Source organism: Streptomyces sp. NPDC048606, assembly GCF_040650855.1.
Lineage (GTDB): Bacteria > Actinomycetota > Actinomycetes > Streptomycetales > Streptomycetaceae > Streptomyces.
In genome coordinates, this window is record NZ_JBEZIB010000017.1 from 119,953 (window position 1) to 139,826 (window position 19,874).

The 19,874-nt window shown below is 71.7% G+C and carries 17 protein-coding genes; 8 read left to right on the plus strand and 9 right to left on the minus strand.

Features of this window, described 5'->3' with window-relative positions:
* The first annotated feature begins 25 nt into the window (after nucleotides 1–25).
* From sucB to AB0D01_RS19960, 4 genes are all read left to right on the plus strand, one after another.
* Nucleotides 26–1,804, plus strand: coding sequence for a 2-oxoglutarate dehydrogenase, E2 component, dihydrolipoamide succinyltransferase (gene sucB, locus AB0D01_RS19945; protein ID WP_363056953.1), 1,779 nt, complete (start codon nucleotides 26–28; stop codon nucleotides 1,802–1,804).
* 190 nt (nucleotides 1,805–1,994) lie between these two features.
* Nucleotides 1,995–2,618 carry a GntR family transcriptional regulator gene (locus tag AB0D01_RS19950; RefSeq protein ID WP_363057048.1) on the plus strand — a complete coding sequence of 208 codons (624 nt, stop codon included), beginning with the start codon at nucleotides 1,995–1,997 and terminating at the stop codon, nucleotides 2,616–2,618.
* Nucleotides 2,619–2,934: 316 nt separating this feature from the next.
* Nucleotides 2,935–5,619 (plus strand): pyruvate dehydrogenase (acetyl-transferring), homodimeric type, encoded by a 2,685-nt coding sequence (gene aceE / locus AB0D01_RS19955; protein WP_363056955.1) that lies wholly within the window; start codon nucleotides 2,935–2,937, stop codon nucleotides 5,617–5,619.
* 136 nt (nucleotides 5,620–5,755) lie between these two features.
* On the plus strand, nucleotides 5,756–6,274 hold the full coding sequence (locus tag AB0D01_RS19960) for a DUF4240 domain-containing protein (RefSeq protein ID WP_363056957.1): 519 nt from the start codon (nucleotides 5,756–5,758) through the stop codon (nucleotides 6,272–6,274).
* Nucleotides 6,275–6,302: 28 nt separating this feature from the next.
* Here AB0D01_RS19960 and AB0D01_RS19965 read toward each other — a convergent pair whose 3' ends face one another.
* Nucleotides 6,303–7,073, minus strand: coding sequence for an SDR family oxidoreductase (locus AB0D01_RS19965; RefSeq protein ID WP_363056959.1), 771 nt, complete (start codon nucleotides 7,071–7,073; stop codon nucleotides 6,303–6,305).
* 86 nt (nucleotides 7,074–7,159) lie between these two features.
* Between AB0D01_RS19965 and AB0D01_RS19970 the strand changes: the two genes are divergently transcribed.
* Nucleotides 7,160–7,813, plus strand: a complete 654-nt coding sequence (locus AB0D01_RS19970; RefSeq protein WP_363056961.1) for a TetR family transcriptional regulator — start codon at nucleotides 7,160–7,162, stop codon at nucleotides 7,811–7,813.
* 56 nt (nucleotides 7,814–7,869) lie between these two features.
* Here the strand turns inward: AB0D01_RS19970 and AB0D01_RS19975 are convergent, their stop codons facing one another.
* Entirely contained in the window at nucleotides 7,870–8,172 is a 303-nt protein-coding gene (locus AB0D01_RS19975; protein ID WP_363056963.1) for a hypothetical protein, read from the minus strand.
* A gap of 152 nt (nucleotides 8,173–8,324) precedes the next feature.
* Complete coding sequence (gene glnA, locus AB0D01_RS19980) at nucleotides 8,325–9,734, minus strand: type I glutamate--ammonia ligase (protein WP_363056965.1); 1,410 nt, start codon at nucleotides 9,732–9,734, stop codon at nucleotides 8,325–8,327.
* A 184-nt stretch (nucleotides 9,735–9,918) separates the two neighbouring features.
* Between glnA and AB0D01_RS19985 the strand changes: the two genes are divergently transcribed.
* On the plus strand, nucleotides 9,919–10,386 hold the full coding sequence (locus tag AB0D01_RS19985) for an RDD family protein (protein ID WP_363056967.1): 468 nt from the start codon (nucleotides 9,919–9,921) through the stop codon (nucleotides 10,384–10,386).
* A gap of 224 nt (nucleotides 10,387–10,610) precedes the next feature.
* On the plus strand, nucleotides 10,611–12,341 hold the full coding sequence (locus tag AB0D01_RS19990; protein ID WP_363056969.1) for a recombinase family protein: 1,731 nt from the start codon (nucleotides 10,611–10,613) through the stop codon (nucleotides 12,339–12,341).
* On the opposite strand, the gene AB0D01_RS19995 is transcribed toward AB0D01_RS19990, so the two are convergent.
* From AB0D01_RS19995 to lipB, 4 genes are all read right to left on the minus strand, one after another.
* Nucleotides 12,271–12,963, minus strand: a complete 693-nt coding sequence (locus AB0D01_RS19995; RefSeq protein ID WP_363056971.1) for a DUF4191 domain-containing protein — start codon at nucleotides 12,961–12,963, stop codon at nucleotides 12,271–12,273. The genes AB0D01_RS19990 and AB0D01_RS19995 overlap by 71 nt on opposite strands.
* Nucleotides 12,964–12,972: 9 nt before the next feature.
* Nucleotides 12,973–13,170, minus strand: a complete 198-nt coding sequence (locus AB0D01_RS20000; RefSeq protein WP_363056973.1) for a hypothetical protein — start codon at nucleotides 13,168–13,170, stop codon at nucleotides 12,973–12,975.
* Nucleotides 13,171–13,474: 304 nt separating this feature from the next.
* Nucleotides 13,475–14,428, minus strand: a complete 954-nt coding sequence (gene lipA, locus AB0D01_RS20005; protein WP_363056975.1) for a lipoyl synthase — start codon at nucleotides 14,426–14,428, stop codon at nucleotides 13,475–13,477.
* 110 nt (nucleotides 14,429–14,538) lie between these two features.
* Nucleotides 14,539–15,336 carry a lipoyl(octanoyl) transferase LipB gene (gene lipB / locus AB0D01_RS20010; RefSeq protein ID WP_363056977.1) on the minus strand — a complete coding sequence of 266 codons (798 nt, stop codon included), beginning with the start codon at nucleotides 15,334–15,336 and terminating at the stop codon, nucleotides 14,539–14,541.
* A gap of 310 nt (nucleotides 15,337–15,646) precedes the next feature.
* Here lipB and AB0D01_RS20015 point away from each other — a divergent pair, with 310 nt between their 5' ends.
* Nucleotides 15,647–17,083 carry a regulator gene (locus AB0D01_RS20015; protein WP_363056979.1) on the plus strand — a complete coding sequence of 479 codons (1,437 nt, stop codon included), beginning with the start codon at nucleotides 15,647–15,649 and terminating at the stop codon, nucleotides 17,081–17,083.
* 57 nt (nucleotides 17,084–17,140) lie between these two features.
* On the opposite strand, the gene AB0D01_RS20020 is transcribed toward AB0D01_RS20015, so the two are convergent.
* Both AB0D01_RS20020 and AB0D01_RS20025 read right to left on the minus strand, forming a co-directional pair.
* Nucleotides 17,141–18,427: an FAD-dependent oxidoreductase gene (locus AB0D01_RS20020; RefSeq protein ID WP_363056980.1), complete on the minus strand. Its 1,287-nt coding sequence runs from the start codon at nucleotides 18,425–18,427 to the stop codon at nucleotides 17,141–17,143.
* Nucleotides 18,428–18,588: 161 nt separating this feature from the next.
* Nucleotides 18,589–19,491 carry a TIGR01777 family oxidoreductase gene (locus AB0D01_RS20025; RefSeq protein WP_363056982.1) on the minus strand — a complete coding sequence of 301 codons (903 nt, stop codon included), beginning with the start codon at nucleotides 19,489–19,491 and terminating at the stop codon, nucleotides 18,589–18,591.
* Between the last annotated feature and the right edge of the window lie 383 nt (nucleotides 19,492–19,874).

The window sequence follows — 19,874 nt, forward strand, 5'->3', positions numbered from 1 at the left end:
ACTTTCGTAAGGAGCAACAGAAACCATGTCGGTTTCCGTAACCCTTCCGGCGCTCGGCGAGAGCGTCACTGAGGGCACTGTCACCCGTTGGCTGAAGGCCGAGGGCGAGCGCGTCGAGGCCGACGAGCCGCTGCTCGAGGTCTCGACCGACAAGGTCGACACCGAGATCCCCTCCCCCGTCTCCGGCATCCTGGCCTCCATCAAGGTCGCCGAGGACGAGACCGTCGAGGTCGGCGCCGAGCTGGCCGTCATCGACGACGGCTCCGGCGCCCCGGCCCCGGCCGCCGCTCCGGAGGCCGAGACCGTGGTCGCCGAGACCCCGGCCGCCCCGGCGCCCGCCGCCGAGGCCCCGGCCGCGCCGGCTCCGGCCGCCGAGGCCCCCGCCGCCGCCGCTCCGGCCGCGTCCGGCACGGACGTCGTGCTGCCCGCGCTGGGCGAGTCCGTCACCGAGGGCACCGTCACCCGTTGGCTGAAGTCGGTCGGCGAGACCGTCGAGGCCGACGAGCCGCTGCTGGAGGTGTCCACCGACAAGGTCGACACCGAGATTCCCGCGCCGGTCGGTGGCACCCTGCTCGAAATCCTGGTCGGCGAGGACGAGACCGCCGAGGTCGGCGCCCGTCTGGCCGTCATCGGTGTCGCGGGCGCGGCTCCCGCCGCCGCCCCGGCCGCCGCCGCTCCGGCCCCCGCGGCCGCTCCGGCTCCGGCCGCTCCGGTCGCTCCGGCCGCTCCGGTCGCCGCCCCGGCTCCGGTCGTGGCCGCGCCCGCCGCCGCCGCTCCGGCGCCGGCCCCGGTGGCCGCCCCGGCTCCGGTCGCGGCTCCGGCCCCGGTCGCGGCTCCGGCGCCCGTCGCCCCCGCCGCCCCGGTCTCCGCCGGTGACGAGGGCGCGTACGTGACCCCGCTGGTGCGCAAGCTCGCCTCGGAGTCCGGCGTCAACCTGTCCTCGGTCACGGGCACCGGTGTCGGTGGCCGCATCCGCAAGCAGGACGTCCTGGCCGCCGCCGAGGCCGCCAAGGCCGCCGCTGCCGCCCCGGCTCCGGCCGCCGCAGCCCCGGCCGCGAAGGCTCCGGCCGCCGCGGTGTCCGAGCTGCGCGGTCAGACCGTCAAGATGACCCGCATGCGCAAGGTCATCGGCGACAACATGATGAAGGCCCTGCACTCGCAGGCGCAGCTCAGCTCCGTGGTCGAGGTGGACATCACCAAGATCATGAAGCTGCGCGAGAAGGCCAAGGCCGGCTTCCTCGCCCGCGAGGGCGTCAAGCTGTCCCCGATGCCGTTCTTCGTCAAGGCCGCCGCCCAGGCGCTGAAGGCCCACGCGGTCGTCAACGCCCGGATCAACGACGACGAGGGCACCATCACCTACTTCGACTCGGAGAACATCGGCATCGCCGTGGACTCCGAGAAGGGCCTGATGACCCCGGTCATCAAGGGTGCCGGTGACCTCAACCTGGCGGGCATCTCCAAGGCCACGGCCGACCTGGCCGGCAAGGTCCGCGGCAACAAGATCACGCCGGACGAGCTGTCGGGCGCGACCTTCACCATCAGCAACACCGGCTCGCGCGGCGCGCTGTTCGACACGGTGATCGTGCCCCCGAACCAGGTCGCCATCCTGGGCATCGGTGCCACGGTCAAGCGTCCGGTGGTCATCGAGACCGCCGAGGGCACCAACATCGGCATCCGCGACATGACGTACCTGACCCTGTCCTACGACCACCGCCTGGTGGACGGCGCGGACGCGGCCCGGTACCTCACGGCCGTCAAGGCCATCCTGGAGGCCGGCGAGTTCGAGGTCGAGCTCGGCCTGTAAGGGTCCCCGCGCACGGCCCGTGCCGTCGATTGCGGCGCCCCCGCCCGGATTCGTCCGGGCGGGGGCGCCGTCGTTGTAACGAGCCTCACCCTCAGTCCCCGACCGGGAACGCATCGCAGCAGGCCACGACGGCCGTATTGTCTACGCATCAGGCCCCGCGTGCCCCCACCCAGGAGTTGAAGCGCCGATGATCACCCCACCCGTCGTGCACTCGCTGCGCGAGCAGATCCGCGAGCACATCGTGGAGGGGATCGTCAGCGGCCGTTGGAAGCCCGGGGAGCGGATCGTCGAGCGGCGGATCGCGGTGGAGCTGGAGGTCAGCCAGACGCCCGTGCGGGAGGCCCTGCGCGAGCTGGAGACGCTGCGCCTGATCGAGTCGGCCCCGAACAAGGGGGTCCGCGTACGGAACCTCTCGGCGGCCGATCTGGAGGAGATCTACCCGGTCCGGGCCGGCCTGGAGCAGATCGCGGCGGAGCTCGCGGCTCCCCGGCTGGCGGCCGACTGCTCGGCCCTGGAACCGCACGTGGCGGCCCTGTGGGAGGCCGACCGCACCGAGGACGGCACGGCGCAGGTGCGGCACACCGTGGGCTTCCACCGGGAGATGGTCCGGGCGGCCGGGAACAGCGTCCTGCTGCACACCTGGGAGAGCCTGGGCATCGAGGTGTTCACGGCCCTGTCCATCCGCTGGCTGGGGACCGTCCAGAAGTCCTACGCCGAGGAGCACGAAGCCCTCGTGGCCGCCTTCCGTGCCCAGGATCCGGACATCGCTCTGCTCGTGAAGCGGCATGTCCTGGGTTGCGCCCCGCGCGCTTGATCCTTTTGCCGGCGGGCTCGCCGCCGGCCTTTCCCTTACCCTGCGAAACCCTATTTGACCTGGGGTTTTGAGGATTCCTCAAGGGGCCCTCCGGTGCCAGGCCCTGTACTGAATCCACCGGCACGGCGTGCCTGCGTTCATGGCACCCGGTGCCGACTTTCGTCACAGCGACATTTATTCGTCACTTTTATTTGATCGATCATCGATCAGCGCTTTACAGTCGACGCGGACCCCACCCGGGCCCATCGACCCTGTCCTGCCCGTCAGGGTTTTCTTCACCACCTCCTCTCCTTTGTCCGGAAGGCGGCGCACACCGATGTCCGACCCCGTAGGAAAGCTTCCGAGCGAGCTCGACCAGCTCCCGGACCGCGACACCGAGGAGACCGCCGAATGGGCGGCCTCCCTCGACGCCGTCGCAAAGGCCGCCGGTTCGCGCCGCGCCGAGTACCTGCTCCGCCGCACCCTCCAGCACGCCGAGGCCGCCGGCCTCGCCCTGCCCAAGCTGCTGGAGACGGACTACGTCAACACCATCCCCACCTCCGCGGAACCCGAGTTCCCCGGTGACGAGGCGATGGAAGCCAAGATCACCGCCTGGAACCGCTGGAACGCGGCCGCCATGGTGACCCGCGGCTCCAAGTACGGCGTCGGCGGCCACATCGCCACCTTCGCCTCCGCCGCCTGGCTCTACGAGACCGGCTTCCAGCACTTCTTCCGCGGGAAGGAGACCGACGGATCGGGCGACCAGCTCTACATCCAGGGCCACGCCTCCCCCGGCATCTACGCCCGCGCCTTCCTCGACGGACGCGTCTCCGAGCAGCAGCTCGACAACTTCCGCCAGGAGTCCGGCGGCAACGGCCTGCCCTCCTACCCGCACCCGCGGCGCCTGCCGTGGCTGTGGGAGTTCCCCACGGTCTCCATGGGCCTCGGCCCCCTCTCCGCGATCTACCAGGCGCGCTTCAACCGCTACCTGCAGAACCGGAACATCAAGGACACCGCCAACTCGCACGTCTGGGCCTTCCTCGGCGACGGCGAGATGGACGAGCCCGAGTCGACCGCCGCCCTGGCCCTGGCCTCGCGCGAGCAGCTCGACAACCTGACCTTCGTCATCAACTGCAACCTGCAGCGCCTCGACGGTCCGGTCCGCGCCAACTTCCGCGTGGTCCAGGAACTGGAGGCCCAGTTCCGCGGCGCCGGCTGGAACGTCATCAAGACCCTGTGGGGCTCCGCCTGGGACGAGCTGTTCCAGCTCGACACCACGGGCGCCCTGGTCCGTCGCATCCGCGAGGTACCGGACGCGCAGTTCCAGACCTACGCGACCCGCGACGTGGCGTACATCCGCCAGCACTTCTTCGGCGCCAACGCCGAGCTCGTGCAGCTGGCCGGCGTCCTGTCCGACGCGAAGATCGCCGAGTGCTTCCACACCTCGCGCGGCGGCCACGAGCCCCGCAAGGTCTACGCCGCGTACAAGGCCGCCCTCGCCCACAAGGGCGCGCCGACGGTCATCCTCGCGCAGACCGTCAAGGGCCACACGCTGGGTGCCGGGTTCGAGTCGAAGAACGCGAACCACCAGATGAAGAAGCTGACGATCGACGAGTTCAAGGACATGCGCGACCTCCTTGGCCTCCCGATCCCCGACAGCGCCTTCGCCGACGGCGTCGTCCCCTACGGCCACCCCGGCGCGGACAGCCCCGAGGTCCGGTACCTGCACGAGCGCCGCGCGGCGCTCGGCGGCCCCGCCCCGGCCCGCAAGGTCCACCACGTGGCCCTGCCGGCTCCGGCCGACCGCTCCTTCGCCCCGCTCCTCAAGGGTTCCGGCAAGCAGGAGATGGCCACCACCATGGCCTTCGTCCGCCTCGTCAAGGACCTGATGCGGGACAAGGAGACCGGCAAGCGCTGGGTGCCGATCGTCCCCGACGAGGCCCGCACCTTCGGCATGGAGTCCCTCTTCCCGTCGGCCGGCATCTACTCGCCGCTGGGCCAGACGTACGAGCCGGTCGACCGCGACCAGCTCATGTACTACAAGGAAGCCAAGGACGGCCAGATCCTCAACGAGGGGATCACCGAGGCCGGCGCCATGGCCGACTTCATCGCCGCCTGCACGTCGTACGCGACGCACGGCGAGCCGATGATCCCGTTCTACATCTTCTACTCGATGTTCGGCTGGCAGCGCACCGCCGACCAGATGTGGCAGCTCGCCGACCAGCTCGGCAAGGGCTTCATCGTCGGCGCCACCGCCGGTCGCACCACGCTGACCGGCGAGGGCCTCCAGCACGCGGACGGCCACTCGCACCTGATCGCGTCCACGAACCCGGCGTCGCTGAACTACGACCCGGCCTTCGCGTACGAGATCGCGGTGATCGTCAAGGACGGTCTGCGCCGCATGTACGGCGAGACGCCGGAAGACGTCTTCTACTACCTGACGGTCTACAACGAGCCGAAGGTGCAGCCCGCGATGCCCGAGGGCGTCGAGGAGGGCATCGTCAAGGGTCTGTACCGCTTCAACACGGCGGCCGACCTCGCGGAGGCGGCCCCGGCCGCCGACGCCGCGAAGATCCAGCTCATGGCCTCGGGCACGGCGATCCACTGGGTGCTGGAGGCGCAGAAGCTCCTCGCCGCCGACTGGAACGTCTCCGCCGACGTCTGGTCCGCCACCTCGTGGGGCGAGCTGCGTCGCGACGCGCTGGAGTGCGACGAGGCTCTGCTGCGCGGCGAGGTCCGCACCCCGTACGTCACCCGCGCGCTGGAGGGCGCCCAGGGCCCGGTCCTGGCCGTCTCCGACTGGATGCGTCAGGTCCCGGACCAGATCAGCCAGTGGGTCGAGCAGGACTACACCTCGCTGGGCACGGACGGCTTCGGTCTGTCCGACACCCGTGAGGGCGCCCGCCGCCACTTCGGTGTCGACGCCCAGTCGATCGTGGTGGCCGCGCTGGCCCAGCTCGCCCGCCGCGGCGAGGTCCCGGCGTCCTCCGTCAAGGAGGCCCGGGAGCGCTACGGCCTCTGAGCCCGCGCACCGATCCGACCGCGAGGCGGCCCACCCCTTCGGGGGCGGGCCGCCTCGCGGCGTTCCCGCGCCCGCGCCGCCTTTGGCCGTATGCGCGGTGGCGGCGGTGGGGGCCAGCCGTGATGCTGGAGCGGTGATGGACGAGACGGAGTTCTGGGAGATCGTCGACCGTACCCGCGAGGCCGCCGAGGGCGACCCCGAGGAACACGCCGAGCTGCTCGTGGAGCGGCTGGCCCTGCTCGACCCCGACTCCGTCCTGGACTTCGCGCGACATTTCGAGTCGCGGTACAACCGGGCGTACACCTGGGAGCTGTGGGGAGCGGCGTGGGTGTTGCTGGACGGGGCGAGCGACGACGCGTTCGACTACTTCCGGTGCTGGCTGATCGGCCAGGGCCGGGAGGTGTTCGAGGGCGGCGTCCACGAGCCGGACCGCCTGGCGGAGCTGCTGGGCGAGTTCGACGAGGAGATCGACGGGGACGGCGAGGAGCTGGGGTACGCGGCGGACGAGGCGTACGAGCAGCTGACGGGCGCGGTCGCCCCGGACCTCGGGATCCCGTTGCAGGCGGCCGAGCCGGAGGGCGCCGCGCTGGACTTCGAGGACGAGTCCGTGCTGGCGGAACGCTTCCCCCGGCTCTGGGACCGCTTCCGGGCCTGAGGGGCCGTGGCGCCCCGGAGGTCAGGGCCTAGTAGTGCGTGCCGCCGTCGATGCGGATCTCCGTGCCGGTGATGAAGGCGCCGTCCTCGGAGCCGAGCATGGCGACGACGCCGGCCACGGTCTGGGGGCCGGCGAAGCCCTGCCCGATGGCCGGGGCGAGCTTGGTGAACAGGCTCCAGTCGGTGTCCTGCGGCAGGCCGGGACCCTCGCCGGTGGTCATGCCGCTCTCGATGGAGCCGGGGGCCACGGCGACGAAGCGCAGGCCCTGCTTGCTGTACTCGGCGGCCAGGGCGTGGGTCATGGACTGGATGCCGCCCTTGCTGGCCGCGTAGGCGGACATGTAGGGGTGGGCGAAGCTCGCCGAGGTGGAGCTGAAGTTGACCACGACGGGCTGGTCGCCGGCGAGGAGCGCCGGGAGGGATTCGCGGATGACCAGGAAGGTGCCGGTCAGGTTGACGGCGATGACCTTGTTCCAGAAGTCGAGCGTGGTCTGGTGGGTGTGCGCGGAGCGCAGGATGCCCGCCGCGTTGACCAGTACGTCGATGCCGGTGAGGGCGTCGACGGCGGCGGCGACCCCGGCCTTGACGGCGGCCTCGTCGGATATGTCGAGGACGGCGGTGGTCAGCCGGTCGGCGTGGCCGTCGGCGGCGGCGCGGTCGGCGGTGGCGGCGAGGCCGGCCTCGTTGACGTCCACGGTGTGGACGCGGCCGCCCTCGGCGAGAATGCGGTGGACGGTGGCCTGGCCGATGCCGGAGCCGCCGCCGGTGATGAGGACTCGGCGTCCTTCGTAACGGTTCATGGGGCGAAGGGTACCGAGCACATGGCACGTTTTGCCAGAGTGTCACGTAATGCAATGTCCGGCATCCCGGGCGGTACGCTTCACCCGTGAGATCTCCCCGCCCGTACTCCCCCCAGAGCGGTCCCGGAACCCCGTCGCTGACCGAGCGCCGCAAGGCCGCCACCCAGCTCGACATCGCCCGCGCCGCCTGCGAGCTCTTCGCCGAACACGGCCCCGACGGCACCACCGCCGAGGACATCGCCCACCGCGCCGGCGTGGCCCTGCGCACGTTCTACCGCTACTTCCGCAACAAGCAGGAAGCCGTGGCCCCCCTCCTCGCGGGCGGCGGCGACGCCTGGCGCGCCCTGCTCGCGGAAGAGGATCCCGGCACCCCCCTGGCGGTCGCCCTGGAACGGGCGGTCACCCGCTCGCTCAGCGACTCCCAGTCCGTGGAGGAGGGCCTTGAGGTCACCCGGGGACTGCTGCGCGCGGCCGCGGCGGACGAGGCGCTACGGGGCGTCTGGTACCGGGTGAACCAGGAGTCCGAGGAGCGCCTGGTGCCGGTGGTGGCCCGCCTGGCCGGACCGGGGGCGAGCGAGGTGTCGGTGCGCCTGGTCGCGGCGGCGGCGACGGACGCGATCCGGGTCGCTCTGGAGGTCTGGTCGGCCGGCGACGCCCCGGTCTCGGGCCCCGGCTCCCCCGCCGACCTGGCGGTCCGCTGCCTGCGCGAGCTGACCGGCGCGATGCCCCTGCTCCGCTGACGCGCGAAGCAGGGGCATCGGCCCTGCGGTTCCACGGTGTCCGTCGGTGCGGAGGGTCAGCGCCAACCACCCCGGTCGTCGTAGTAGTAGCGGCCGTCGTACCCGTCGTCGTACCAACCGCCGTGGCCCCAGTTGGCGTTGTCCCAACGGCCCCAGTCGTCGTCGTAGTTGCGGTGGTGGTCGTTCCAACGGCCGTTCCCGCCGCCGCCACAGTCGTCGTCGTACCAGTGGTCGGAGTAGCGGGAGTCCGAACGCCCGCCCCAACCGCCGTCGTGGGCGGAGGCACTGGTCACCGGCAACAGCCCCAGGGTGAGCCCCGCGGCTCCGGCGACGACGACTCCAACGATCCTACGGCGCATCTTCATGCACCTCCGAACGTGTCTGGCTTATCGGGCTCTTACGTCGGTATCAACCGTTACCCGGACAGACCCGACTGTCAAAAGCAGAAGGCCCCCGCCGCTCTCCGAAGAGAGCCGCGGGGGCCTTCCCTGCCCACGCTGACCTGGGGTTCTTACAGGTCGAAGTAGAGCTCGAACTCGTGCGGGTGCGGACGCTGGGCGATCGGGGCGATCTCGTGCGTGCGCTTGTAGTCGATCCAGGTCTCGATGAGGTCGGGGGTGAAGACACCGCCGGCCAGGAGGTACTCGTGGTCCTCCTCCAGGGCCTTGAGGACGTCCTCCAGGCTGGTCGGGACCTGCGGGACGCTCGCGTGCTCGTCGGGCGAGAGCTCGTAGAGGTCCTTGTCGATCGGCTCCATCGGCTCGATCTTGTTCTTCACACCGTCGAGGCCCGCGAGGAGCAGGGCGGCGAAGGCGAGGTACGGGTTCGACGACGGGTCCGGCGCGCGGAACTCGACGCGCTTGGCCTTCGGGTTCGAGCCCGTGATCGGGATGCGCATGGCGGCGGAGCGGTTGCGCTGCGAGTACACCATGTTGACCGGGGCCTCGAAGCCCGGCACCAGGCGGTGGTAGGAGTTCACCGTCGGGTTGGTGAACGCCAGCAGCGACGGGGCGTGCTTGAGGATGCCGCCGATGTAGTAGCGGGCGGTGTCCGACAGGCCCGCGTAGCCGGCCTCGTCGTAGAACAGCGGCTCGCCGTTCGCCCACAGCGACTGGTGCACGTGCATGCCCGAGCCGTTGTCACCGAAGATCGGCTTCGGCATGAAGGTCGCGGTCTTGCCGTTGCGCCAGGCGACGTTCTTCACGATGTACTTGAAGAGCATCAGGTCGTCGGCCGCGGCGAGCAGCGTGTTGAACTTGTAGTTGATCTCGGCCTGACCACCGGTGCCGACCTCGTGGTGCTGACGCTCGACCTGGAGGCCCTGGGCGTCCAGTTCGAGGGAGATCTCGGCGCGCAGGTCGGCGAAGTGGTCGACCGGGGCGACCGGGAAGTAACCGCCCTTGTAGCGGACCTTGTAGCCGCGGTTGTTCTCCTCGGAGCCGGTGTTCCAGGCGCCGGCCTCGGAGTCGATGTGGTAGAAGCCCTCGTTCGCGGAGGTCGCGAAGCGCACGCTGTCGAACACGTAGAACTCGGCCTCGGGGCCGAAGAACGCGGTGTCGGCGATACCGGTCGAGGCGAGGTAGGCCTCGGCCTTCTTCGCGATGTTGCGGGGGTCGCGGCTGTAGGCCTCGCCCGTGATCGGGTCGTGGATGAAGAAGTTGATGTTGAGCGTCTTGTCCTTGCGGAACGGGTCCAGCCGCGCGGTGGTGATGTCGGCGCGCAGAGCCATGTCGGACTCGTGGATCGCCTGGAAACCGCGGATCGAGGAACCGTCGAAGGCGAGCTCCTCCGCCGGGTCGAACGCTCGCGCCGGGATGGTGAAGTGCTGCATCACACCAGGCAGGTCGCAGAAGCGGACGTCGACGAACTTGACGTCGTTCTCCTCGATGTACTGCTTCACTTCGTCGGCGTTCTTGAACATCCAACTCCTCCTACTCCCGACCCGGGGCAGGGACGGGCTTTATAGCTCGTGGTGCGTCAGTGCGGTGCCGCACGCTGACCCGACCATAAGCAGGCGGGATTTCCCAAGCATGACCCATTTGTTTCGCACAAGTTAACCAGGGTCCCGTCCGAGGGCCCGCAGACACCACCGGTACCGTGGTCGGGTGGACAACAGGCAAGCAATCGGATCCTGGCTCTCCGGCCCCCGTGCGGCCGCCGAGGAGATGGGCGTCGACTTCGGCTATCCGGGCCAGCGGCTCGGCCTGCCCCAGTCGGGGCCCGGCTCGGTGGCCCGCTTCGGACGTCGGATCGGAGCTGTCGCCATCGACTGGATCGGCTGCCAGCTGATCGCATACGGACTGATCACGGGCGGCGACCTGGCCGCCGCCGGCAACTGGACGCTGGGCCTCTTCCTGGCCCTGACCCTGCTCACCGTGAGCACGGTGGGCTTCACCCCCGGCAAGCGGATCCTCGGCCTCCGGGTGATTTCGCAGGACGGCGGCCGCCTCGGCATCCCGCGCGTCCTGCTGCGCACGGCCCTGCTGGCCCTGGTCGTCCCGGCGCTGATCTGGGACCGCGACGGCCGCGGCCTCCACGACCGCCTCGCGGGCGCCCTCCAGGTCCGCATCTAGCGCCGGTCTCCCGCCACGAGGATGCCCCCGGCCCTTCCTGCGGCCGGGGGCATCGTCGCATCTGCATGCAATCCGGACCCGCCTTCCGTCGGGAAGTCACCCTTGCGGGCAGATCCACGGCACCCGGGACCTCGACCGCGACCCACTTCTCCTAGCCTGCGGACACACGAACGACCCGGGCCTGCGGCGACACCTCGGGATCCGGCCGGCCCGGGAGGACGGACATGGGCGACGCCTTCGCGCCCCGCAGGGAAGCCGCCTCCGGGGCGGGCGGAACCCCGCGAGCGGTCGACTACCTGCGCGTCTCCACTCCGTCGCAGGCCAAAGGGTATGGAATCGCCTATACCGGCAGAAGCACCTCGCGCTACATCGCGGCGAAGGGCCGGCTGCACGTCGACACGTACGCCGACCGGGGCGTCAGCGGCACCGTCCAGGCCCACGGACGCGATGCGCTCACGCGCCTGATGGCAGATGCCAGGCGGCACCCACGCCCGTTCGACATGGTCGTCGTCCACGAGGCGCGGGCGATCGGTCGCGCCGGGCCCGCCTTCTGGCACTGGCTGCGGGAGCTCGAAGGTCTGGGCGTTTTCGTCGCCGTCGCCGACGCGGACTACGACAGTTCCACCGCCGCCGGGCGTGCCCGGATGCGGCAGGACGCCCGGCACGCCTTCCGGGAGCACAGGAACATCCGCGATCGCACTCGACGCGGCATCCAGGAGAAGGCGCTTCAGGGGGGCCACCCCGGAGGGCAGCCGCGCTACGGGTACCGCATTCTCGACGTGGGCCGCCTGGGCGAGCAGCGCCTGGTGCTCGACGAATGCGACGGCGGAGAGCGGTGTGGGCCCGCCGTCCCCTGCACCACCCGTCACGAGGCACCGACCCTGCGCCGGGCGAGGCGGCTCGCCGTCGAACAGCGCGGCAAGTGGGGCCGCGTCGCACTGGCCCTGAATCAGGAGGGTTCCCGCACCCGATCGGGCGGGCGTTGGAGCGAGGCCAACATCAGGGCGCGACTCATGGACGAGGACCTGTTGAGCGCCCGCTTCGTCTTTCGCAAGCCGTCCCGATCGAAGACCGGGCCGGACGGCGCCCCCGTGTGGGGGGAGAGCCTGGAGATCCCGCTCGATCCCGTCTTCACCGAAGCCGAAGTGGTCGAACTCCGGGACGCCGTCTCACGACGGCCGAAGGCCCCACCCGTGCTGTGGAACCGCTACGCCCTCAGTGGGCGCATCGGCAGCCCCTGCGGAAGGCACTACGTCGGCGGCAGTCCGGCCGGCGAGAAGTCACCCCATTACGTCTGCGCGGGGAAGCGCGCCGCCTACGCGGGCGCGCCCGTCTGCTCCTGCCCCCAGATCCATGCCACGGGAATCGACGATTGGGCCTGGGAGAACACCCGCGCCCTCCTCTGCGCCGCACACGCGAAGGACTTGGCCGGCGAGCGGCGAAAAGAGGCGATGGCCCTTCTCGACGTCCGGATCCGGCTGATCGGGCCGCCACCGCCCATGCGGCGGGGCGTGGCCTGTCCCGTCGCCGAGTGGTTTCGCCGGAACGGCAGGTCGGTCCCGTTGGTGACCGAAGATGTCTGGTCTCGCCTGGTCGACCTGAACCTCTTCCCGGGAGGGGCGACGACCGCTCGGCAGAAGGGCGGCCTGTCACCTCGCACCGTCCTGGAGGCCCTGCTGGAGAAGGCGAGGACGGATGCGCGATGGGCCGAACTGGATGCGAGGAGCGGCTCCACGGGCTTGCGCGGCCACTGGCGACGCTGGGTGACCTCAGGCCTGTGGGAAGCCCGCATGAACGCGTTGGAGGGGTGCCAAGGCACCCCTCCAACGGAACCTCATCCTCTGCCCGCGATGGAACTGACCGTGCGGAGCACCACGGATGCGATCAACGCGGTCGCTGACCCCGGATGCCACGCCCGGGGATGGGGCCCTTCGGCACCGGCATGTTGCTCATGAGGTCGCCCATGGCCCGGAGCTTGTCGTTGGCCTGGGTGATCTGGGGGCCCGACAGGACGCGCGGGAGCTTCAGGAGGGTCGTACGGACCTTCTTGAGCGGCACCTCGCCCTCGCCGGTGCCCACGATGAAGTCGTGGACCGGGACGTCGGGCATGATGCGGGCCAGCTTGCGCTTCTCGGCCGCCAGGAGGGTCTTGACCCGGTTCGGGTTGCCCTCCGCGATGAGGACGACGCCCGCCTTGCCGACGGCACGGTGCACGATGTCCTGGTTGCGGTTCATCGCGACGGCCGGGGTGGTGGTCCAGCCCCGTCCCACGTTGTCCAGTACGGCCGCGGCCGCGCCCGGCTGTCCCTCCATCTGCCCGAAGGCAGCCCGCTCGGCCCGTCGTCCGAAGACGATCGCCATCACGAGGAACGCCACCAGGAAGCCCAGGATGCCCAGGTAGACCGGGTGGCCGATCAGGAAGCCGATCGCAAGGAAGACACCGAAGGTGACGATTCCCAGGCCCGCGACGATCAGACCGACCTTCGGGTCGGCCTTGCGCGTCATCTTGTACGTCAGGGCGATCTGCTTCATTCGCCCGGGGTTCGCAGCAGTCTCTGCGTTTGACTTCCTCGCCATAGGGCGAGTTTACGTGGCCTGTGGGGTACGGGTGGCCGCGGCCTCGAGTACGTGCTCGGTTTCGACCCGGTCCTTCGCCCTGCGGCGGTCCTCCAGGACCGCGGTCCAGGCGTTGCGGCGGGCACCGCTCATGAGGAGCGATTCGATGCCGCGGACGGCCTGGGTGAAGGACGGAATGGCGATGGCGCGAACGGGCGCGGCCTGCATGATGTCGATCCCTCTCTCGGAACTCGCATCGGATTGTGTGCGGTGCGTGGACCCAGCGTCACTGACAGGTGTTACCAGGGCGTGACCGGTCGGTCAAATGTGATCGACGCGTTGCAAACACTGACGCGGCCCGCCAGGCTCTTCCTCGAATGAGCCTAGGGGCCGCGCCGCCACTTTGTTACCCAGTGGTAAGTGTTTGTGCGTGACTTCACACAGTCGCGCGCTTCTCGCGCCGTCGGTCGAGCTCCGCCTCGCCACCGCTTCGGCCGCGTGCCCGCCCTCGTACCTCGGGCGGGCCCGCAACCTACGCTACGACTCCGCTGCGCTTCTCCATCGCCTGCGTGTAGAGGCGGCCCGCCCTGTACGACGACCGGACCAGCGGGCCGGACATGACGCCGGAGAAGCCGATCTCCTCGGCCTCCTTCGCCAGCTCGACGAACTCGGCCGGCTTGACCCAGCGCTCGACGGGGTGGTGCCGCGGCGAGGGCCGCAGGTACTGGGTGATCGTGATGAGTTCACAACCCGCGGCGTGCAGGTCGCGCAGCGCCTCGCTGACCTCCTCGCGCTCCTCGCCCATGCCGAGGATCAGGTTCGACTTCGTCACCAGGCCGTACTCGCGCGCCTTGGTGATCACGTCGAGCGAGCGCTCGTAGCGGAAACCGGGTCGGATCCGCTTGAAGATGCGCGGCACGGTCTCGACGTTGTGCGCGAAGACCTCGGGGCGGGAGGCGAAGACCTCCTCCAGGAGCTCCGGGACCGCGTTGAAGTCGGGGGCCAGCAGCTCGACCTTGGTGTGGCCGGTCTCGCGGCCCGCCGTCTGCTGGTGGATCTGCCGCACGGTCTCCGCGTACAGCCACGCGCCGCCGTCCGGCAGGTCGTCGCGGGCGACGCCGGTGATGGTGGCGTAGTTCAGGTCCATGGTGACCACGGACTCGCCGACGCGACGCGGCTCGTCCCGGTCCAGGGCCTCGGGCTTGCCCGTGTCGATCTGGCAGAAGTCACAGCGCCGGGTGCACTGGTCGCCACCGATGAGGAAGGTGGCCTCGCGGTCCTCCCAGCATTCGTAGATGTTGGGGCAACCGGCCTCCTGGCACACGGTGTGCAGTCCTTCGCCCTTCACCAGGGCCTGCATCTTCGTGTACTCGGGACCCATCTTCGCCCGGGTCTTGATCCACTCGGGCTTGCGCTCGATGGGGGTCTGGCTGTTACGGACCTCCAGGCGCAGCATCTTGCGTCCGTCGGGTGCGACTGCGGACACGACCGGCTCCCTGTGACTTCGATTCTTCGGCGCCCACCAGGGTACGCCCGTAATTTCGTACGCTCTTACGTCGGCCAACCCGAGGTCGGCCGGACGCATTCCCCCGCCGGTCAGCCGGCGGCCGGCTCGATCTCGCGGGGCCGCAGCTCCGCGTTCTCCAGCACGTCCCTGAGGTGGCGCTCCACCACCGGCAGCAGCTCGGCGATGGTGACCTCGCGGCCCAGTTCGTACGAGAGCGAGGTCACACCGGCGTCGCGGATGCCGCAGGGCACGATCCGGTCGAACCAGGTGTTGTCCGGGTTCACGTTGATCGAGAACCCGTGCATCGTGACGCCCTTGGCGACCCGGATGCCGATGGCGGCCAGCTTGCGGTCCTCGCGGCGCTGGCCGGCGTTGGACGGAGCGTACTCGGGGCCGTTGAGGCGGGCGTCGAACTCGTCGTCGTGCAGGCGGGGGTCGAAGTCCAGGGAGAGACCGCCGAGCTTCGGGCGGTCCTCGACCGGGTCGCCGAGCACCCACACCCCGGAACGGCCCTCGATCCGGGTGGTCGCCACGCCGAACTCGGCGGCGGTGCGGATCAGGGCCTCCTCCAGGCGGCGCACGTGCGCGACCACGTCGACCGGCCGGGGCAGCTTCATGATCGGGTAGCCGACGAGCTGGCCGGGACCGTGCCAGGTGATCTTGCCGCCCCGGTCCACGTCGATGACGGGGGTGCCGTCCAGGGGACGCTCGCTCGGGTCGGTGCGCCGACCGGCCGTGTAGACCGGCAGGTGTTCCACGAGCAGGCAGGTGTCGCCGATCTCCTCGGCGAAGCGGGCGGCGTGCACGCGCCGCTGCTCCTCCCAGGCCTCGGTGTACTCGACGGATTCCGGCCCGAAGCCCAGATGGACGAACGAAAGCTCAGTCACCGCGGCGCCTCCTCGTTGAACCTGCTGTGTGCACGTATCGCACTCGGCAAGGGTACGGCGACCCCCGCGCGGGCCGTCAGGCCCCTCCCGCGCCGGGCCTCCGCCCGGTCCCGCCGGGTCGGGGCCGACGGGTCGTCGGGGCGCGGCGTACGGCGGAGGGTGTGGACCGGGCCGTAAAGAGCCCTACCCAATCTGCACACGATCGGATGAATGTGGGGCAGAGAGGGCGGTGTGAGCGAAGTTCGCCGCTACATTCGCGCCGTTCAAGGGCCGGTGCTCCGGTCCGTCGCGTCAGGAAACCGTGGAGCCGATGACGGAACGACCTGCCCAGCGCGTCCCCAACCGGCAGCTCGCGGCGCTGATCGCCGAAGCCGGGTTCTCCAACGCCGGGCTCGCCCGCCGCGTCGACCAGCTCGGCCTGGAGCACGGGCTCGATCTGCGGTACGACAAAACCTCCGTGACCCGGTGGCTGCGCGGCCAACAGCCGCGCGGTACGACCCCCGCGCTGATCGCGGAGGTCTTCACCCGGCGTCTGGGCCGCCGCCTGTCCGCCCAGGACCTGGGCCTGGACGCCTGCGCGCCCGTCTACGCCGGGTTGGAGTTCGCGGCCACCCCCGAGGAGGCCGTCGACATCGCGAGCGGCCTGTGGCGCAAGGACTCCGGTTCGCACGCCGAGCTGCGCAAGATCGCCTTCACCCCGGCCGGGCTGGTCGTCCCCAGCCGGGACTGGCTCATCGGCCGGGCCGACGAGCGGGTGGGGCGCGGCGCGGAGGCCGGCGCCCGGGTCCCGGCGCAGGGCCGCGCCTCCGTCCCGCGGCAACGGCAGGTGGACCGGGGTCCCGGACAGCGGGTGACCGGTGGGGACATCGCGGCGCTGCGGTCGGTGGGCGAGCTGTTCCGGACCCTGGACCACACCTACGGCGGCGGGCACGCCCGGCAGGCCCTCGTGCGGTACCTGGAGCACGAGGCGGAGCCCATGCTGCGGGGCACCTACGGGGAGGCCACCGGGCGGCGGCTGTTCTCCGCCGCGGCCGACCTGACCCGCCTCGCGGGCTGGACCTCGTACGACATCGCCGCCCACGGGCTCGCCCAGCGCTACTTCGTGCAGGCGCTGCGGCTGGCGCAGGCCGCCGGGGACCGGGCGTACGGGTCGTACGTGCTGATCACGATGAGCCGGCAGGCGGTGTACCTCGGGCACGGCCGGGAGGCGGTGCAGCTGGCCCGGGTGGCCCAGCAGGGCGTCGGGTCGGGCCCGCCGCCGGTGGTGCAGGCCCTGCTGCACTCCTCCGAGGCGCGCGGGCACGCGGTGCTGGGCGAGGTGCGGGCGGCGACGGCCGCTCTGGTGCGGGCCGAGCGGGCGCTCGGCGCGGCCCGGCCGGGGGACGACGTACCGCACTGGGCCCGGCTGTTCGACGAGGGGCAGTTGGCGGACGAGTTCGGGCACTGCCACCGCGACCTCCAGCAGTACCGGGCCTCGGCGCAGCACGCGGAGCGGTCCCTGCAACTGAGGGCACCGGGCTTCGCCCGCTCGCGGCTGTTCTGCCGGGTGGTGCTGGCCACGGCCCGGCTGGGGCTGGGCGAGCTGGACCAGGCCTGCGCGCTGGGGGCGGAGGCGGCGCAGCAGGCGACGGAGATGCGGTCGGTGCGGGCGGTGGAGTACGTGCGCGACTTCGAGCGGCGGCTGGAGCCCTACCGGGACGCGGCGGCCGTGCGGACGTACCGGGACCGGGTGGCGGCCCTGTCCTGATCGCGGGCGCGTCCGTCGGGGTCCGGTCCCGGGAGGGACCGGGCCCCGACGGGTGGGTCAGGCGGCCGCCGGTACGGCGGGGCGCGGGTGGGCCGGGATCGGGATGCCGAAGTCGCGCAGCAGGGCCCCGGCGGCCCGCCGGGCGGAGTGCAGGGCGCCCTGGACGGTGTTCGAGTCGCGGTGGTCCCCGCAGACATAGAGGCCGGCCAGGACCCGTACGGGTCGTCGCAGGTCGTACGGGGGCGGCATGGCGGGTACGGCCTCCGGGGTGTGGTGGACGGCCAGGAGCTCCCAGTCCCGGGTCGAGGTCTCGTAGAGCCGGGCCAGGCGCGCGGCGACGGTGCGGGCGGGCGGGGGCGGGCCGTGGACGGTGGTGGTGACCAGGCTGCGGCCGGCGGGGGCCCGGGTGGGGTCGACGGCGCTCATCACGGTGGTGTGGGCGATCGGCCACTTGGGGTCGGCGTCCAGGAGCAGCGAGCCGTCCCAGGGCAGGGGGGTGCGGGTGGCGTGGTGGATGACCGTGACCTCGTGGAAGTCGGGCACCCGCAGGCCGGGCAGCAGTTCGGCGGCGGCGCGGGCGCCGGTGGCCAGGACGACGGAGCGGCAGGCGAAGTCGCCGTGCTCCTCGGTGGTGACCAGGTGGGTGGAGACGGAGCGGACCCGGACGCCGGTGCGGACGGTGCCGGGGGGCAGGCCGGCCGCGAGGAGGTCGGGCAGGACGCGGGCGCCGCCCTCCGGGACGGCGAGCCGGCCGCGGGCGAAGGTGCGCAGGGCGAGGTCGGCGACGCGGCTGGAGGTGGTGAGCTCCGGGTCGCGCAGCAGGGCGGACAGCAGGGGCCGCAGGATCCCGTTGACGGTGCGGGGCGGCAGGCCGCGGGTGCGCAGGGCGGCGTGGGCGGTGCGTTCGGGCCGGGCGAGCAGCCGGTCCGGGGGCAGTGCGGCGAGCCGCGCGAGGGCGGCGCTGAGGCGGGCCTGGTCCAGGGAGCCGCTGGCCAGGGCGCGGGCGGGGGTGAGGGCCCCGGCCCGCTGCTGCCTGCCGTCGGCGCCGGCGACCAGGACGCCGGGGCCGAAGGGGCGCAGGACCAGCCCCTCCAGGCCCGGGGTGCGGTCGGGTTCGGTGTACGAGGTGTTGAGAAGCTGGCCGACCCGGTCGAGCCGGAAGCCGTCCACCGACGCGGTGGCCATCCGGCCGCCGGGATCGGCGGCGGTCTCCAGGACGCTGACCGTGACCCCCGCCGCGATCAGGTGGTGTGCGGCCGCGAGTCCTGAGACTCCGGCTCCGACGATGACTACGTCCGCACGGTGTGCGGCGTGGTGTACGGCGCGGTGTGTGCTGCTGAGCACGTGCCCCTCCCCGAGGTCGGCGCGGCTGTGTGGGGATCCTCCTTCCCCCAACGGGCTCCGGCAGAACCCGAGTCCGGCCGGGTATTACGCACAACTCCGGTCGCATGACGGTCGCATCCGGGTCACGAACGGTCGCACGTGGTCAGACGGTGCGCCCGCCCCTACGTCGGCTCGCGCGTCAGGGCCGCCCGGATCGCCTCGTCGATACCGGGGTGCGCGAAGGTGAAGCCGGTCTCCGACAGGCGCCGGGGCACGGCCCGTTGACCGACCAGCACGTCCTGCGAGAACTCCCCGAGGGCGAGGCGCAGGGCCGGGGCGGGCACGGCGAACACCGTCGGGCGGCGCAGGACCCGCCCCATGGCGGCCGTGACCTCACGGTTCGTCAGGGGCTCGGGGGCGGTGAGGTTCACGGGGCCGAAGAGGGCGGGGGTGTCGATGATGTGGCGCAGGGCGGCGACCTCGTCGTGCATCGAGATGAACGGCCAGTACTGGCGGCCGTCGCCGAGCCGGCCGCCGAGTCCGGCCCGGAAGAGCGGGAACATCCGCCCCCAGGCCCCGCCCTCGGCGGAGACCACCAGCCCGGTACGGGCGTGCGCGGTACGGATGCCGGCCTCCCGGGCGGGGCGGGCGGCGGCCTCCCACTCCACGCAGACGGAGGGCAGGAAGCCCTGTCCGGGCGGGGCCGACTCGTCGACGCGGTGCTCGCCGGTGTCGCCGTAGTAGCCGACGGCGCTGCCGCAGACGAGGACGGACGGCGGGGTCGCGAGGGCGGCCACGGCGCGGGCGATGGCGGCGGTGCCGAGGACCCGGCTGTCGCGGATCTCCTTCTTGTACGCGGCCGTCCACCGGTGGTCGCCGACGCCGGCCCCGGCCAGGTGCACGACGGCGTCGACCCCGTCGAGCCCGGCGGGGTCGACGTACCCCTCGCGGGGATCCCACCGCGCCTCCTCGGGACCGGTGGGGGCGCGGCGCACGAAGCGGACGAGGTCGTGGCCGTCGGCGCGCAGGGAGCGTACGAGGGCCTTGCCGATGAGTCCGGAGGATCCGGTGAGGGCGATACGCATGCCCCCAGTGTGGCGTCCGGGTCCCCCGCCGGTCCCCCACCCGGGCCGATCGGCACGGCTCCCCGCATGCCGCCGCACGGGCCGCGCTCCCCGGGGGGGGCGGCGCGCGGCGCGACCGCCGGCCACCACGGCACGGGCCGCGCTCCCCACCCCACCCGTCCCCCATCCCCGAGGCTCCGCCCCGGACCCCGCCCCTCATCGAGCGTGTCGCATTCCGGGCGGGAAGACCCACACCTGACCCGGGACGGAAGCAAACACCCGGGTCGGAAGACGCACACCCGGCCGGGGGCGGGGGTGGGGTGGGGCGCTGTCCGGGGTGTCAAACGTGATGTGTGGCCCCCACCGCCGTCCCGCTTCGCGCCTCCGCTCAGGGGCCATAAATC